General features: G+C 42.2%; 18 protein-coding genes. 15 read left to right on the forward strand and 3 right to left on the reverse strand.

What is annotated here, in order from left to right:
* Positions 1–70: 70 nt before the first annotated feature.
* Positions 71–1,063 carry a sugar phosphate isomerase/epimerase family protein gene (locus SKC35_RS05040; protein WP_377978337.1) on the forward strand — a complete coding sequence of 331 codons (993 nt, stop codon included), beginning with the start codon at positions 71–73 and terminating at the stop codon, positions 1,061–1,063.
* Between the two features lie 49 nt (positions 1,064–1,112).
* Here the strand turns inward: SKC35_RS05040 and SKC35_RS05045 are convergent, their stop codons facing one another.
* On the reverse strand, positions 1,113–2,123 hold the full coding sequence (locus tag SKC35_RS05045; RefSeq protein ID WP_377978338.1) for a glycoside hydrolase family 43 protein: 1,011 nt from the start codon (positions 2,121–2,123) through the stop codon (positions 1,113–1,115).
* A gap of 47 nt (positions 2,124–2,170) precedes the next feature.
* Between SKC35_RS05045 and SKC35_RS05050 the strand changes: the two genes are divergently transcribed.
* The 9 genes from SKC35_RS05050 to SKC35_RS05090 all read left to right on the forward strand — a co-directional run bounded on the left by SKC35_RS05050 (position 2,171) and on the right by SKC35_RS05090 (position 9,247).
* Complete coding sequence (locus SKC35_RS05050; protein ID WP_377978339.1) at positions 2,171–3,205, forward strand: Gfo/Idh/MocA family oxidoreductase; 1,035 nt, start codon at positions 2,171–2,173, stop codon at positions 3,203–3,205.
* Between the two features lies 1 nt (position 3,206).
* Positions 3,207–3,830: a Crp/Fnr family transcriptional regulator gene (locus SKC35_RS05055; protein ID WP_223130918.1), complete on the forward strand. Its 624-nt coding sequence runs from the start codon at positions 3,207–3,209 to the stop codon at positions 3,828–3,830.
* A gap of 44 nt (positions 3,831–3,874) precedes the next feature.
* Positions 3,875–5,134, forward strand: a complete 1,260-nt coding sequence (locus SKC35_RS05060) for a hypothetical protein (RefSeq protein WP_377978340.1) — start codon at positions 3,875–3,877, stop codon at positions 5,132–5,134.
* Between the two features lie 82 nt (positions 5,135–5,216).
* Complete coding sequence (locus SKC35_RS05065) at positions 5,217–6,038, forward strand: sulfite exporter TauE/SafE family protein (RefSeq protein WP_377978341.1); 822 nt, start codon at positions 5,217–5,219, stop codon at positions 6,036–6,038.
* Between the two features lie 18 nt (positions 6,039–6,056).
* Positions 6,057–7,475 carry an MBL fold metallo-hydrolase gene (locus SKC35_RS05070; protein WP_377978342.1) on the forward strand — a complete coding sequence of 473 codons (1,419 nt, stop codon included), beginning with the start codon at positions 6,057–6,059 and terminating at the stop codon, positions 7,473–7,475.
* 2 nt (positions 7,476–7,477) lie between these two features.
* Positions 7,478–7,750, forward strand: a complete 273-nt coding sequence (locus tag SKC35_RS05075) for a rhodanese-like domain-containing protein (protein WP_377978343.1) — start codon at positions 7,478–7,480, stop codon at positions 7,748–7,750.
* 1 nt (position 7,751) lies between these two features.
* Positions 7,752–7,994, forward strand: coding sequence for a hypothetical protein (locus SKC35_RS05080; RefSeq protein WP_377978344.1), 243 nt, complete (start codon positions 7,752–7,754; stop codon positions 7,992–7,994).
* 187 nt (positions 7,995–8,181) lie between these two features.
* On the forward strand, positions 8,182–8,745 hold the full coding sequence (locus SKC35_RS05085; protein ID WP_377978345.1) for a YeeE/YedE family protein: 564 nt from the start codon (positions 8,182–8,184) through the stop codon (positions 8,743–8,745).
* A gap of 55 nt (positions 8,746–8,800) precedes the next feature.
* The gene (locus SKC35_RS05090) at positions 8,801–9,247 is read left to right on the forward strand and encodes a YeeE/YedE family protein (protein WP_261345560.1); all 447 of its coding nucleotides are present in this window, start codon (positions 8,801–8,803) and stop codon (positions 9,245–9,247) included.
* A 57-nt stretch (positions 9,248–9,304) separates the two neighbouring features.
* Here the strand turns inward: SKC35_RS05090 and SKC35_RS05095 are convergent, their stop codons facing one another.
* Complete coding sequence (locus SKC35_RS05095) at positions 9,305–10,282, reverse strand: c-type cytochrome (RefSeq protein WP_377978346.1); 978 nt, start codon at positions 10,280–10,282, stop codon at positions 9,305–9,307.
* Positions 10,283–10,448: 166 nt separating this feature from the next.
* Here SKC35_RS05095 and SKC35_RS05100 point away from each other — a divergent pair, with 166 nt between their 5' ends.
* Entirely contained in the window at positions 10,449–11,639 is a 1,191-nt protein-coding gene (locus tag SKC35_RS05100; RefSeq protein WP_377978347.1) for an NAD(P)/FAD-dependent oxidoreductase, read from the forward strand.
* 33 nt (positions 11,640–11,672) lie between these two features.
* Here SKC35_RS05100 and SKC35_RS05105 read toward each other — a convergent pair whose 3' ends face one another.
* Positions 11,673–12,077, reverse strand: a complete 405-nt coding sequence (locus SKC35_RS05105) for a DsrE family protein (protein WP_377978348.1) — start codon at positions 12,075–12,077, stop codon at positions 11,673–11,675.
* 34 nt (positions 12,078–12,111) lie between these two features.
* On the opposite strand from SKC35_RS05105, the gene SKC35_RS05110 reads away from it, so the two are divergent.
* From SKC35_RS05110 to SKC35_RS05125, 4 genes are all read left to right on the forward strand, one after another.
* A complete protein-coding gene (locus SKC35_RS05110) occupies positions 12,112–12,705 on the forward strand; it encodes a class I SAM-dependent methyltransferase (protein WP_377978349.1) in 594 nt (197 codons plus the stop codon).
* Between the two features lie 68 nt (positions 12,706–12,773).
* A complete protein-coding gene (locus SKC35_RS05115; protein WP_377978350.1) occupies positions 12,774–13,076 on the forward strand; it encodes a rhodanese-like domain-containing protein in 303 nt (100 codons plus the stop codon).
* A gap of 163 nt (positions 13,077–13,239) precedes the next feature.
* Positions 13,240–13,539 (forward strand): thioredoxin, encoded by a 300-nt coding sequence (trxA, locus tag SKC35_RS05120; protein WP_269008722.1) that lies wholly within the window; start codon positions 13,240–13,242, stop codon positions 13,537–13,539.
* Positions 13,536–14,252, forward strand: coding sequence for a thioredoxin domain-containing protein (locus SKC35_RS05125; protein ID WP_269008723.1), 717 nt, complete (start codon positions 13,536–13,538; stop codon positions 14,250–14,252). The genes trxA and SKC35_RS05125 overlap by 4 nt, the downstream gene beginning before the upstream one ends.
* Positions 14,253–14,336: the final 84 nt, after the last annotated feature.

Raw genomic sequence — 14,336 nt, forward strand, 5'->3', positions numbered from 1 at the left:
GCAAAATTTGACCACAAGGATATGATTTAAAAGATATATTCGTAAAATGTAACCAGAAACCTATTATAATATGAAAAATAACAACAACCCTTCACGTCGTCAGTTTTTGGCGGCGGGCTCACTCGCCTCTTTAGGCCTTTTATGGGCATCAAATTCGTCCTTTAGTTTCGCGAAACCAAACTCCGTTTTTGGTGGCGTTCAAATAGGCGCGATAACGTATTCTTTCCGCGGCATGCCGGGAGACATCAAACAAATCATACAATACTGTGTAGAATCAGGCGTTTCAGCCATTGAATTAATGGGAGATGCTGTGGAAGATTACGCAGGTCGTCCGGCAAATCCGGTTCCGATGCGTTGGACACCAGGTCAGCCCCGCCCTACCTTAACCGACGAACAAAAGGCTGCACTAGCACAATACCAAAAAGACGTGGCAGCTTGGCGCGAATCTGTTTCCATGGATAAATTCAAGGAAGTGCGCAAGATGCTTGATGACGCGGGCATCTCCGTATACGCCTACAAGCCGAATGCCTTTGGCGAGAAAAACTCAGATGCCGAGGTAGAGTCCGCTTTACGCGCAGCCAAAGTATTAGGCGCTAAATCGGTTACCTTAGAATTACCTTCTGCTGCTCAAACACAACGTTTGGGTGCTTTGGGAGAGAAACATAAGATTTACTTTGGTTACCATACCCATACACAGGTGAAAGATACCGTATATGATGAGGCTTTGGCCCAAAACAAATACAATTCCATCAACCTAGATGCAGGTCACTACATCGCCGTAGGAGCTCCCCACACGACTGCTTCGTTGATTGCCTTTATCGAAGCGAAACACGACCGCATATCCAGCATGCACATTAAAGACCGCACATCGAAAGAACATGGCGCTGGAAACCTAGCTTGGGGTACTGGCGACACTCCTTTGAAAGAGTTGTTGAGGTTAATGAAGAAAAATAAGTATAAATTCCCTGCGACAGTTGAACTAGAATACGAAGTTCCGGCAGGATCTACAGCAGTAGAAGAAGTGAAGAAATGCGTGGCGTATGCTAAGAATATACTAGCTTAATATATATGCTTGCAAAAGGGGCGCCTCACAATGTGAAGCGCCCCTTTTTTTATTTATATGCATCTATCGTCTCAATACTACCATCTGGTCGGTATTTCAACTCAGTCACTTTGATATTTCTTAAGTGAGTCTTACCTGAGATTTCTACGTCATGGTAATATAAATACCATTTGCCATTTTGTTCTACGATCGAGTGGTGGTTCGTCCAGCCTTTCACCGGCTTTAAGATAACCCCTTGGTAGGTAAATGGTCCATAAGGACTAGTTCCTGTGGCATAAGCGATGTTATGCGTATCGCCAGTAGAATAAGAGAAATAGTATTTCCCCTGGTATTGATGGACGAAAGCAGCTTCGAAGAAACGGCGATCGTGATCTTCTGACAATAAAATCTTGCCTTGCTCATCCAAAATCTGCACATTACGTGGCGCCTCAGCCATCTGCTTCATATTCGCATCTAAACGAGCTACTTTGGCCATCAAAGCAGGCTGACCATTGGCTGGTTGCGACTCATCTGTAGCACCATAAGTACCCGACTTCCAGCGTTGTAATTGACCTCCCCAGATTCCGCCAAAATACAGATAAGACGTACCGTCTTTATCTTTAAACACACAAGGATCGATACTGAACGAACCTTTCATATACTCTTTCTCTGCTTTAAATGGGCCCTCTGGCTTTGAGGAAGAAGCTACTCCAATACGGAAAACCCCCTCCTTATCTTTGGCAGGAAAATACAAATAATAATTTCCTTTCGATTCAGCTGCATCTGGAGCCCAAAGCATCTTGGATGCCCAAGCCACATCTTCCAGCTTTAAAGCGACACCGTGGTCTACCACCGGACTTGCAGGAGTCTTTTGAGATAATACATGGTAATCATTCATCGCAAAGTGACTCCCTAAATCATCTTCCTTTACTCCGGCATCGATGTCGTGTGAAGGATAAATGTAAATTTGGCCCTGAAATAGGTGGGCAGATGGATCTGCGGTGAACATATGCGAAACCAATGGCTTCGACTGTCCTAGTGCAGTTAAACTTAATAGGCTTAAAGCGAGTATTTTTTTCATGTTATATCGTTTATGTTTAAAGGTCTGAATTGTTTATTTTTACTTCTATGAAACCGATCGAAACCGCTTTACTGTCTTTTGGAATGTCTGGCCGCGTTTTTCACGCCCCATTTATTCAGCTTCATCCTGGATTCAATTTACGAGGATCTTGGGAACGCTCCAAGAAAACGATTGAGAATGCCTATCCTGATTCCACCTCCTTCGATTCGATGGAAGCTGTTTTAGCAGACCCATCAATTGAATTAGTGATTGTCAATACCCCCATCTATTCTCACTTCAAATACGCTATGGCTGCCTTAAAAGCGGGAAAGCACATCGTGGTGGAGAAAGCGTTTACTTGCAACGCGGCTGAGGCAGAAAAGCTCGTATCATTAGCTAAAGAAGTACATAAAAAGATATTTGTTTACCAAAACCGCCGTTGGGATTCCGATTTCTTAACCTTGAAAAAGGTACACGAATCAGGTGTTTTAGGCGATATCGTCGAAGCTGAGTTTCATTTTGACCGCTACAACCCACTCATGTCCCCTAAAAGACATAAAGAAGATGCAGGTCCTGGTGCTGGAATCGTGACCGATTTAGGGCCTCATTTAATCGATCAAGCTTTACACTTGTTTGGAAAACCTACTCACGTCTTTGCGGATTTACGCAAGACTAGACCGGGTACAGAGGTCATCGACTTGTTCGAGATTCTCTTGTATTATCCGTCCCTGCGTGTTCGCTTAAAAAGTGGTTATTACTTCAAAGAACCCATTCCCGCCTTCCAATTACATGGTACAAAAGGTAGCTTCATCAAAACCCGCTCTGATCGCCAAGAAGTCGATTTAGACAAAGGGCACGTTCCTATGGGCGAAAATTGGGGCATAGATGCTCCGAGTGAATATGGTTTATTGCACGTGGACGGAAACAGTCCTGAGCGAGTTCCTTCTGAAAAAGGCGAGTATATGGCATTCTATGAGAATGTTTTTCAATCTTTGCGTTCCGGAGTGGCACCAGCGGTACCCGGAGAAGATGGAATCGCGAGTATGCGCGTTATCGATGCAGCCTACGAAAGCCTAGAAAAACAAGCAGTTATCAGTTACTAAAATGGAATTATTCAATCAGTTTGAGCCTGAATTAAGCAAAAAGATTCAACAAGTAGGCGTTGTTCGTAAATTCAAAACGGACGACTATTTGATGAAAACAGGGCAATCCATTCGGTCAGCTGTCTTGGTAACGAAAGGAATTATCAAAGTATTCCGCGAAGACGAAGAAGGCAATGAGGTATTTATGTACAATCTTCACCCGGGCGAAGCTTGCGCCATTTCGATGACTTGCGCTGCGAGACAATTATCGTCTCAGATTATGGCCAAAGCCCTCGTCGATACCGAAGTCATCGCCATCCCAGCCGAATTAATGGACGAATGGGGCGCTAAATACAAATCTTGGTACCAATTCGTGCTAGAGACCTACCGATCTCGGTTCGAAGAATTACTAGATACACTAGATCAAATCGCGTTTAGAAATCTAGATGAGCGCTTACTTTGGTACTTAAAACAACACCAAAAAAGCTTAAAAACGAACATTTTAAAGGCTTCCTTCACTGATATCGCCCAAGAATTAAACTCCTCCCGTGAAGTCATTTCCCGATTGATGAAGAAATTAGCAGAGAAAGGATTCATCAAAATCAACAAAAACCAGATTGAGATTGTGGATTTAAGGGGACTGTGATTTTCATCACGAAAAAGCTAAACTAAATTAAGGAATTTTGTCCTATGATGAAATTCCTTTTTACCTTATTGCTTAGCATTCCACTACTCGCTCAAAAGCCCTTTTACGCCCAATTCCGCTACTTTCACTTAGAAACGGATAACGAAAAAGTATTGCCTGATTATGGGGCTAATGCGTTAGGAGTTGAATTGGGTTACACAAAAAACGTAGGCAAGCACTTTAAAGTAGACCTTTCGGGATCCCTAAGCACCTCCTTTCTAAATTCTTCTAACCTTGCTTCGAGTCGCTATGAAATCGGTTTATTCGATCAAGCAAATACCTCTAATTTGGATTTTTTAACACGGATTGAAAAAGCATCTTTGACTTACCAAAACAAGAAAATGAAAGTCAAACTAGGACGCCAAGTGCTAAATACCCCCTTTATTAATCCACAAGATGGCCGAATGAGGCCAAGCGCTGAGGGAGGAATTTATGCAGAATGGGGCCCTCTTAGTCTAGGCTACTTATATGAAATGGCTCCTAGAGGAACCATGGGCTGGTCACCTGTAGCAGAGTCCATTGGCTATTTTCCCGTGGGTGTTGCCATTGATGGCAAAAAATCGACCTATGCTGGACATTTAAGGAGTGCGGGAATGATGATGGCAGGACTCGATCAAAAATGGAAAGGGATAAGCTATAAATTCCATGACCTTTTCGTCGAAAATTTACTGCAAACTGCCTTGATTTCTGCAGAATTCGCCCATCCCATCCGAGGCGGAAAATGGGTCAGTGGAATTCAATTTATCAAGCAACACTCCCTCAGTGATAACCAGTACACAGAAAAAAATACCCATGCTTCTGTCATCAGTTTAAAAACTGGGCTAGAATACAAGCGCTGGAATGGAAGTTTAAACGTTACAAACATCAGTGCAGAAGGCAGATATCTCATGCCTCGTGAATGGGGAAAGGATCCTTTTTATACGTTTATGCCAAGAGAAAGAAACGAGGGTTTGGGCGATGTGAAAGCCTATGTGGCTAAATTTAGTTACGCGATTCCAAACTGGAAAATGAAAATTAATCCCAGTGTAGGCTATTTTGATCTACCATCAGTAACTAATTTTAATCTGAATAAATATGGAATGCCTTCTTATTCGCAAGTGAATTTGGAAATCCTGATCGATGCCTCAAAAATTGCCAAAGGGCTTGATTTTCAATTTCTTCTAGCTAACAAAACGAATCAAGGGGACACGATGGAGAACTCAAAGTATATCCAAAATAAAGTGAATATGAACTCCTGGAATTTCGTCGTAAATTATCGTTTATAAATTTTCGAACCTTGTGATAAAAATCACGAATAAGGTCTAGCAAAAGGTTGAAATTTGTGTCAACAAAAACTAAAAACACAACATGGAAATTATTGGTTATTTCGCATCCTTGTTAATCGGAGTCTCTTTGGGACTTATCGGGGGTGGCGGATCCATTTTAACAGTACCGGTCCTCGTCTACCTTTTTGGGGTGAATCCTATTTTAGCAACCGCCTATTCCTTATTTGTCGTAGGTGCAAGTTCTTTAGTAGGCGCTATTCCCAAATACAGACAAGGGTTGATTAACCTTAAAACCGCCGTCATTTTCGGAATACCTTCGATTGCTGCCGTTTATGCCACCCGCAAATTTATTGTTCCTTTAATACCATCAGAGGTAGGTATGGTGGGCGATTTTGTCGTAACTAAATCCATCTTGATGATGGTTCTGTTCGCAATCTTGATGGTTGCCGCTTCGATATCGATGATTAGAGGCAAATGTGAGCAATGTGAAAAAGAAAAATTAGGCACTTACGTAGAAGAAGCTCAAGTATTTAACTACCCAATGATCTTGTTAGAGGGAGCGATTGTAGGAACTTTAACAGGCCTAGTAGGCGCTGGAGGCGGATTTCTAATCATCCCAGCCTTAGTAATGCTCTCTAAATTATCCATGAAACAGGCGGTAGGCACTTCCCTATTAATCATTGCAGCGAAGTCCTTAATTGGTTTCACAGGTGATCTTGGCCATGCAATCATTGACTGGAACTTATTATTAACCGTGACAGGTTTAGCCATTGTCGGGATTTTCTTCGGCGATATTTTGAGTAAAAAAGTAGACGGAAACAAACTAAAAGTAGGTTTTGGCTGGTTCGTATTAGTGATGGGAATGTACATTCTGATCCAACAATTAGCCTTCCCTTTAAAATAATCTTAACAGAAAAATAGCATGAAAGTAGAACAAATTTACACGGGATGTTTAGCACAAGGTGCGTATTACATCGAAAGCAATGGCGAAGCGGCGATCATCGATCCACTTCGCGAGGTGCAGCCGTATATCGAGAAAGCGGAACGTAATGGCGCTAAAATAAAGTATGTTTTCGAAACACACTTCCACGCGGACTTCGTTTCTGGCCATATTGATTTGTCTGCCAAAACAGGTGCACCCATCGTTTACGGCCCAAATGCCGCTTGTGCTTTTGATTGCATTTCAGCGACAGATGGCCAAGAATTCAAATTAGGCAATGTAACCATCCGCGTGATCCACACCCCTGGTCATACGATGGAGTCAACCTGTTTCCTTTTAATCGACGAAAACGGAAAAGAAACGAGCTTATTCTCCGGTGATACCCTATTTATCGGGGATGTGGGACGTCCAGATTTGGCACAAAAAGTAATCGCTGAATTAACTCAAGATATGTTAGCTGGTCACTTATACGATTCCCTTCGCAACAAAATTATGCCATTAGCAGATGATATCATCGTTTATCCAGCACACGGAGCTGGTTCTGCCTGCGGAAAAAACATGAGTAAAGAGACTACTGATACCTTAGGCAACCAAAAGAAAGTAAACTATGCTTTGAACCCTGCGTTAACAAAAGAGGAATTCAAAAAAGAAGTTTTAACTGGATTAGTCGCTCCGCCAGCTTATTTCCCTTTGAACGTTTTGATGAATATCCAAGGATATGATTCCATTGACAAAGTATTAGAGCGTGGCCAACATGCCTTAAGTCCAGAAGGATTTGAAGCGGCAGCAAACGAGACAAGCGCTTTAATCCTAGATACGCGTGATCCACAGACTTTTGCAGCTGGATTTGTACCTAATTCAATTAACATCGGTATCGACGGATCATTTGCTCCGTGGGTAGGTGCTATGATTCCAGATATCAAACAGGAAATCTTGTTAGTGACGGATGAGGGCCGCGAAGAAGAGGTGATTACACGTCTTGCACGCGTAGGCTATGATTTCACAATCGGATATTTGAAAGGTGGATTCGCCTCTTGGAAAGCATCTGGGTTAGAAATCGATAGCATTGAATCAATTGATGCTGCTGAATTATTGAAGCGTGTGAATGCTGGTGCAGGAGAAATTCTGGACGTTCGCAAGAACAGCGAATACCTTTCTGAGCACGTAATTGATGTGGAAAATGCGCCTTTGGACTTCATAAATGACAGCATGTTAAAAATCAACAAGGACAAAACCTACTTCGTACATTGTGCGAGTGGATACCGCTCTATGATCTTTAATTCAACCTTAAGAGCCCGCGGATTCGATAACTTGATCGATGTAAAAGGTGGATTCAAAGCCATTAAAGAATCGGAGAAATTCCAATTAACAGAATACGTTTGTCCATCAACCCTATTGTAATCATGGAAGAAATAGTAGCTAATCCAGCGACTACGGTCGTTGATGTAAGAGAAACAGGAGAATTTGCTGGTGGACATTTCGATGGTGCCATTAATATTCCTTTAGGAATCATTCCATTGCGCTTAGACGAATTTAAGGCTATGGCTGGACCCATCGTGGTTTATTGCAGAAGCGGCAATCGTTCAGGTATGGCTCAAATGCTTTTAAAGCAAGCAGGATTAGCAGAGGTATATAACGGTGGAGGTTTACACGATATGTTGATTTACCAAAACTAATATGCTAGCTAACCTAACACAAAATTGGGGTTTCATGCGCATTATCCGCCTACTTATAGGTGGATATGCGCTTGTAGAGGCCTACCGTGCATCCGATATATTAATCGGAATGATGGGAACCGTACTAGTAGGAATGGCCTTGCTGAATGCTGGCTGCGGATCTCAAGGTTGCGGTATCCCGGCATCTCGCAACAACCATACAACAACAGAAGAAGTAGAATATGAAGAAATTCATTCAAAATAGATTCTGGCAAATCCTAGGAGGAATATTCGGCGGAATAGCCGGATATTTCTATTGGAGAGATATAGGGTGTGCCAGTGGCACGTGTCCCATTACGAGTAAACCCCTGAATAGCATTGTATATTTTGCTGTTTTGGGGTATTTTGTGTTGGGAACGATTAGTGGATTTAAACAATTAAATACCAAATAAATGATGGAAACTATTACACAACCTTGGCCCTGGTATGTCGCCGGTGCATTAATTGGACTGATTGTCCCAGCCCTACTCTTGTTAGGCAACAAACACTTTGGCATTTCAGCTAATCTGCGTCACATGTGTGCCGCCTGTATTCCGAGCGACATTCCCTTTTTCAAATACGATTGGAAAAAAGAATCTTGGAATCTATTTTTCATCGGTGGAATTTTCATCGGCGGCTTCATCGCTGCCCATTTTTTAGGCTCAGATGCTCCCATCATCATACATCTAGATTTAGCCAAAGAACTTGCCAGTTATGGCATAACTGACCTTTCAGGAATGGTTCCTGTTCAATTATTCGAACTTCATGACGTATTTACATTACGTGGGTTCGTTATGATGGTAGGCGGAGGATTCCTCGTGGGATTTGGTACTCGTTATGCGGGTGGATGCACCTCTGGCCACGCTATTATGGGCCTAAGCGATCTACAATGGCCCTCTCTAGTAGCTACAATCTGCTTTATGATAGGCGGATTTGTGATGGCCAATTTAATTCTTCCTTACATTTTAGCTCTTTAATCCGATGAATACGCAAGAAAAAGAAACTGATTTTGAAGTACGTTCATTAGACACCATGTGTTTGAACGAGTCTAATTTGAGCCATCCTTGGTGGTATAATTTTAAATATTTAGCGGTTGGAATCGTGTTTGGCGTGGTATTCGTGAAAGCAGAAATCATCTCGTGGTTCCGCATTCAGGAAATGTTCCGACTACAAAGTTTCCATATGTATGGGGTCATAGGCACTGCAGTAGTCGTGGGCGCAATCTCCGTATTCCTGATTAAAAAATTCAAGGTAAAGACGATTCACGGAGAAGAAATTACGTTTACAGACAAAAAGTTTAATATGGGCCAAATCTACGGCGGCTTAATCTTTGGATTAGGATGGGCAGTAACAGGCGCTTGCCCAGGCCCACTTTTCGCTCAATTAGGAACGGGAGTCTTAGCTATTTCGGTTGTTATTTTAAGCTCGATTGCCGGTACCTGGGTATATGGAAAGTTTAGAGATAAGCTTCCTCACTAATAGATAAGAGAGTAGAGAGTAGAGAAATGGATGTCGATTAGGTTCGGCATCCTTTTTTTATTGATGCTTTTCAGCCCAGACCTTAATGGGCTTATAAGGTCCGTACTTATGCTGCTCTTCAGAAAAAGGGTCTGCATACGGTCCAAAGGGGTGATCAAATGGCTTCTTGGAAATCTTAGGCCAATCTTTCGATAAATCTTTCGCTGGCCGAGGCATTGAATTTACATAAGCAGCTACATCCCAAGCTTCCTCATCCGTTAATTGTGGTTTATCATAGGTAGTTCCCTGAGGCATATTGTATTTCACATAGCCCGCAAAATTCGAAATTCGGAATAAACCTGCGCCATTATTATAACTATGAGCACCCCACAAAGGTGGATAAGTGTAAGACCTCCCATTTTCTGCTAGCAAACCTCCACCATCAGCTTGATGACACGACTGGCATTTTTTGGTATAAACCTCGGCACCTTTGATTGGATCACAAGCCCTTTTCATTCCCTTTAGTTTAAATATACCAGCACCTTTAGGGGACTTACCTTTTTCGACATCGGAACCTAGCCATTTAATATAGGCCAAAATCGCCCGCATCTCGCGACTCGTAGAATCTAACGCCTTGCCATTTAAACTACGCTCAAAACAATCATTTACACGTTTAATTTGATTTTCCTTCGTTCCAGATCGAGCTCTGAACTTAGGGTAAGTCGATTGAACGGCGAAGTAGTTATTTCCCCAAGGCTGAGTGCCCGCATTTAAGTGACAGTTTTGACAATTCATCCCGTTGGAAATGGCTTTTACTGAACCTTTGGGACCCAAATATTCTGACGTGTGGGCAATGAGTTCTTTTCCATACACCACTAATTCTTTCTCTTCCGGCTGTAAATACATCATTCGCCAGTCTGAGGGTGCAGTCCATACATGCGTGAAATTGGAATCAGGAGCGGCATAAACCTGGGTCGAATCAGACTGTGCTGTCCCTACATTTTGATACGTTCGAAAGCCTAAAAATCCAAAAAGGAATAGGAGTAATCCGAACAAAAAGCTTGTTAATATCTGGTATCGGGGCTGAAATGGTGCGCTCAAAATCGTTCTTTAAATTAGTTCTGCAAGTTACGAGAAGAATAAAAAGGGACAAGTGACATTTATCACGACTTCTCCCTTTTCAATCTCCTAATATTACAACATATTCTTTAAATCGTTAATCATGAAAACACATCATTCTATTGTAATCGTAGGCGGCGGAAACGCTGGCATTTCGATCGCAGCACAGTTATTACGTAAAGATTCGTCTTTGGATATCGCAATCGTTGATGGCGCAAAGAAACATTATTACCAACCCGCTTGGACCTTAGTAGGTGGTGGAGAATTCAATATTCAAGACACGGAGCGTGATGAATCATCGGTCATCCCTGCCGGAACCACGTGGATTCAACAGATGGTTTCGGGCTTTAAACCAGAAGAGAACAAGGTTATCTTAGCTGATGGAACCGATGTAAGTTATGACTATTTAATAGCAGCTCCTGGGATCCAATTGAATTGGGGAGAGATAAAAGGCTTAAAAGAAAACCTAGGTAAAAATGGGGTATGCTCTAACTATAGTTTTGCAACGGCACCCTATACTTGGGAATGTATTCAGAAGACCAAAGAGGGCAAGGCAATTTTCACCAATCCGCACACCCCCATTAAATGCGGTGGGGCTCCTCAAAAGATTATGTATTTAGCAGCCGATTATTTCAAAAAACACGGCATTGATAGCCAGGTGGAGTTTTGGAGTGGAGGTACACGTATTTTTGGCGTAGAAAAATACGAAAATACCTTAAAAAAGGTCATTGCTCGTTATGGCATCCAGACGCAATTCTTTGTCAAACTAGACGAAATCGATGGACCAAACAAAAAAGCGAAATTTGTGGGAATAGGTGAATCCAATAAAGATCAAGAATACTGGGTTGAATACGATATGATTCATGTAACCCCGCCACAATCTGCTCCCGACTTCATAAAGACTAGTCCTCTTGCCAATGCCGCAGGTTGGTTAGATGTGGAAAAACATACCCTACAACACAATAAATTCAAAAATATTTTCGGATGTGGTGATGCAGCTAATCTACCCGCATCCCGAACAGGAGCGGCCATTCGCAAGCAAGCACCCGTTTTAGTAAGTAATTTATTGGCTGTAATGAAGGCCAAATCCATGACAGCCTCCTATGATGGCTACTCTTCTTGCCCCATTATTACGGGTTACGACAAATTGGTTTTGGCCGAATTTGCTTACAATAATACGCCGGTTGAAACTTTCCCTTTTGATCAATCGAAAGAGCGCTGGTCTATGTACCAAATGAAGAAACACCTACTTCCCTATTTATATTGGAATCAAATCTTACCAGGAAAGATGTAAGTAAAAAGGCCGCTGTTAAGGCGGCCTTTCAACTTAATATTTGAGATAGGCCCAGCCTGCCTCTTGTTTGAGGACGACTTCAGCTACACCTGATGGGACGGTACCAGCTTGTGTTAGAATAGTAGCACGATCAATTTTACGTTCGCGGATGGTATTTTCACAGGCTTTGAACAAAACACCAGAGGCAGCTAATTCGGCAATCTTAGTTTTTTGCGTTGTTTTGCCATCGATTAAAATACCTATACCTGAACCATGAGCAACTAACTCAATTTGTGTGTTAGGGCCCAATGCGGTTTGAAGGTTAGAAATGTTCTTCAACGCGCCGTGCCAAACCAAGGTATCTGAAGTATTTAATTGCACGACCACTTTGTGTGTTTGTGCGTTAGCTGCGAAAGAAATTAAAGCAACAAATAAGGTTAAGAGTAAGTTTTTTTTCATAGTTATTTTTTTTACTAAACTACAAATTTTACAAATGAAAGCAATGTGGGACGAGCGTTATCAAGCGGATGAATACCAATATGGAATAGATCCAAATGATTTCATGAAAGAGCAAATCACACCCCTACCCGCGGGCCGCATTTTATTCCCAGGCGCTGGCGAGGGAAGAGATGCCGTTTTTGCCGCTAAAAAAGGATGGGAAGTCCACGCTTTTGACTTAAGTGAACAAGGTAAAGCAAAGGCTGAAAAATTAGCCTCAGCCGAAAAAACACGGATTCACTTTAAGGTTGCAGATGCCACAAACGTTAAATTCCCTTTGGAATCTTTTGACGTCATTGCCTTAACCTATTTCCATCTGCCCTTAGAGACTCGATTACATTTTTACAAGCAATGCGTTTCGTGGCTTAAACCTGGCGGCTTACTTATTTTAGAAGGATTTAACCAGCGCCAACTTGGTTTAAGTTCAGGAGGACCTAAAAACATAGACTGGTTATTTTCCTCTGCAACCATCGCTGAGGAATTCCCTGGCTTAAAAATTCTAGTAAACGAAGAGAAGCAACGGACATTAAACGAAGGCCCACTTCACCAAGGTTTAGCAGAGGTCGTACAGTTAGTGGGTCAAAAATAAGGAGGGGACAAATGTCACGCTCAAGCTACATTCATTGACCTATATTTGCCTATATAAACACAGAAATTATGTTAGAATTACTCAAAAATTTATTCGGATTTGGGCCAAAGGTTGACTTCAAGGCACTTTTAGCAGATGGTGCCACATTAGTCGACGTTCGCACTCCCGCAGAATTCAAAGATGGACACATCAAAGGAGCCATCAATTTACCTTTGCAAACTTTAGGTTCTAATTTGAACAAACTAAAGAAAGATCAGGTTATAATTACTTGTTGCCGCTCGGGAAGCCGCAGTGGCATGGCACGCCGCCAACTTCAAGCTGCGGGTTATACGCAGGTGTATAATGGAGGACCGTGGACTAATTTAAGATAAGAGATGATAGAGTAGAGAGAAGAGATGGCTGTGAATGGTGAATGGTGAGAGGTGAATTCTTTACTCTCGACTCTTTAATCTATAATCTAAAATTTCCTTCGGACTCATTCCCTCCGGACTGCCCACTGACAACTGCACACTACCCACTGAAAACTGACACATTATGAGCAAATTCGCAGACCTATTGAAATCGCCAGAACCCGTTTTAGTTGATTTTTCAGCCGAATGGTGTGGCCCATGCAAGCAATTAAAACCTATTTTAGAGCAATTAAAGTCTAAAATTGGTAATTCTGCCAAAATCATTAAAATCGATGTCGACAAGAATCGTACCTTAGCAGATAAATTCCAAATCCGTTCCGTACCTACCCTGATCCTTTTTAAGGATGGTAAGTCGGTTTGGCGTCAATCAGGGGTAATTCCTGCGAGCACTTTGGAAGGTATCATTAAACAACATTCGAAATGAGAAACGTTTTATATTCATTTTTAGTCCTTGGACTTTTATTTTCATGTGGTCCAAAAGAAGGGCAACAAGATTTAGGTGCATCCGAATTCCAAACAGCTTTAACGGCTGAATCGAAGGCACAAATTTTAGATGTCAGAACAGCCGATGAATTCCAAGGTGGCCACATCGAAGGTGCTATCAATGCAGACATCAGCACTCCGCTCGTTTTTGCACAAATCGCATCGAAATTAGCGAAAGACAATACCGTTTTCGTCTATTGCCTTTCTGGGGCAAGATCTGCTTCAGCCGCAGGGATGCTAAAAGAAATGGGGTTCAAATCCATCGTCAATTTAACAGGTGGTATGTTAGCTTGGCAATCAGCTAATCTTCCAGTAGCTACTGGCGAAGCGAAACCAGCAGGTTCTGCCGGTTTAACAGAGGCTACTTTTGCCGAAAAAATCAAAGGCAAACCGATGGTCATCATCGATTACAATGCCACTTGGTGCGGCCCTTGCAAGCAATTAAGCCCCATCTTAAAGGAATGGGTTAAAGCTCAAAACGGCAAAGTCGAACTGATTGAAATCGATGTAGACGAAAACCAAGAGCTTGCAAAATCCAAGAAAATCGAAGCTATCCCCTACCTAGAAATGTACAAGAATGGCGTTAAAACGTGGTCAAGTGTGGGATTGATTGGGAAAGAAGAATTAGATAAATCAGTAGGCAGTGGACAGTAGTCAGTAGACAGTGCAAAGTCCGGAGGGAATTAGTCCGGAGGAAACATTTACCATTCACCACTTACCATCTTCCCTCCCTATTCA

The organism is Aquirufa originis, from assembly GCF_042714495.1.
Classification (GTDB): Bacteria; Bacteroidota; Bacteroidia; order Cytophagales; family Spirosomataceae; genus Aquirufa; species Aquirufa originis.

Coding starts and splice junctions, on each gene's coding strand:
- SKC35_RS05105 (WP_377978348.1), bottom strand. CDS start 12,077: ATGAAAAAAAACTTACTCTTAACCTTATTTGTTGCTTTAATTTCTTTC.
- SKC35_RS05080 (WP_377978344.1), top strand. CDS start 7,752: ATGCTAGCTAACCTAACACAAAATTGGGGTTTCATGCGCATTATCCGC.
- SKC35_RS05060 (WP_377978340.1), top strand. CDS start 3,875: ATGATGAAATTCCTTTTTACCTTATTGCTTAGCATTCCACTACTCGCT.
- SKC35_RS05055 (WP_223130918.1), top strand. CDS start 3,207: ATGGAATTATTCAATCAGTTTGAGCCTGAATTAAGCAAAAAGATTCAA.
- SKC35_RS05075 (WP_377978343.1), top strand. CDS start 7,478: ATGGAAGAAATAGTAGCTAATCCAGCGACTACGGTCGTTGATGTAAGA.
- SKC35_RS05070 (WP_377978342.1), top strand. CDS start 6,057: ATGAAAGTAGAACAAATTTACACGGGATGTTTAGCACAAGGTGCGTAT.
- SKC35_RS05110 (WP_377978349.1), top strand. CDS start 12,112: ATGAAAGCAATGTGGGACGAGCGTTATCAAGCGGATGAATACCAATAT.
- SKC35_RS05100 (WP_377978347.1), top strand. CDS start 10,449: ATGAAAACACATCATTCTATTGTAATCGTAGGCGGCGGAAACGCTGGC.
- SKC35_RS05050 (WP_377978339.1), top strand. CDS start 2,171: ATGAAACCGATCGAAACCGCTTTACTGTCTTTTGGAATGTCTGGCCGC.
- SKC35_RS05085 (WP_377978345.1), top strand. CDS start 8,182: ATGATGGAAACTATTACACAACCTTGGCCCTGGTATGTCGCCGGTGCA.
- trxA (WP_269008722.1), top strand. CDS start 13,240: ATGAGCAAATTCGCAGACCTATTGAAATCGCCAGAACCCGTTTTAGTT.
- SKC35_RS05090 (WP_261345560.1), top strand. CDS start 8,801: ATGTGTTTGAACGAGTCTAATTTGAGCCATCCTTGGTGGTATAATTTT.
- SKC35_RS05115 (WP_377978350.1), top strand. CDS start 12,774: ATGTTAGAATTACTCAAAAATTTATTCGGATTTGGGCCAAAGGTTGAC.
- SKC35_RS05040 (WP_377978337.1), top strand. CDS start 71: ATGAAAAATAACAACAACCCTTCACGTCGTCAGTTTTTGGCGGCGGGC.
- SKC35_RS05125 (WP_269008723.1), top strand. CDS start 13,536: ATGAGAAACGTTTTATATTCATTTTTAGTCCTTGGACTTTTATTTTCA.
- SKC35_RS05065 (WP_377978341.1), top strand. CDS start 5,217: ATGGAAATTATTGGTTATTTCGCATCCTTGTTAATCGGAGTCTCTTTG.
- SKC35_RS05045 (WP_377978338.1), bottom strand. CDS start 2,123: ATGAAAAAAATACTCGCTTTAAGCCTATTAAGTTTAACTGCACTAGGA.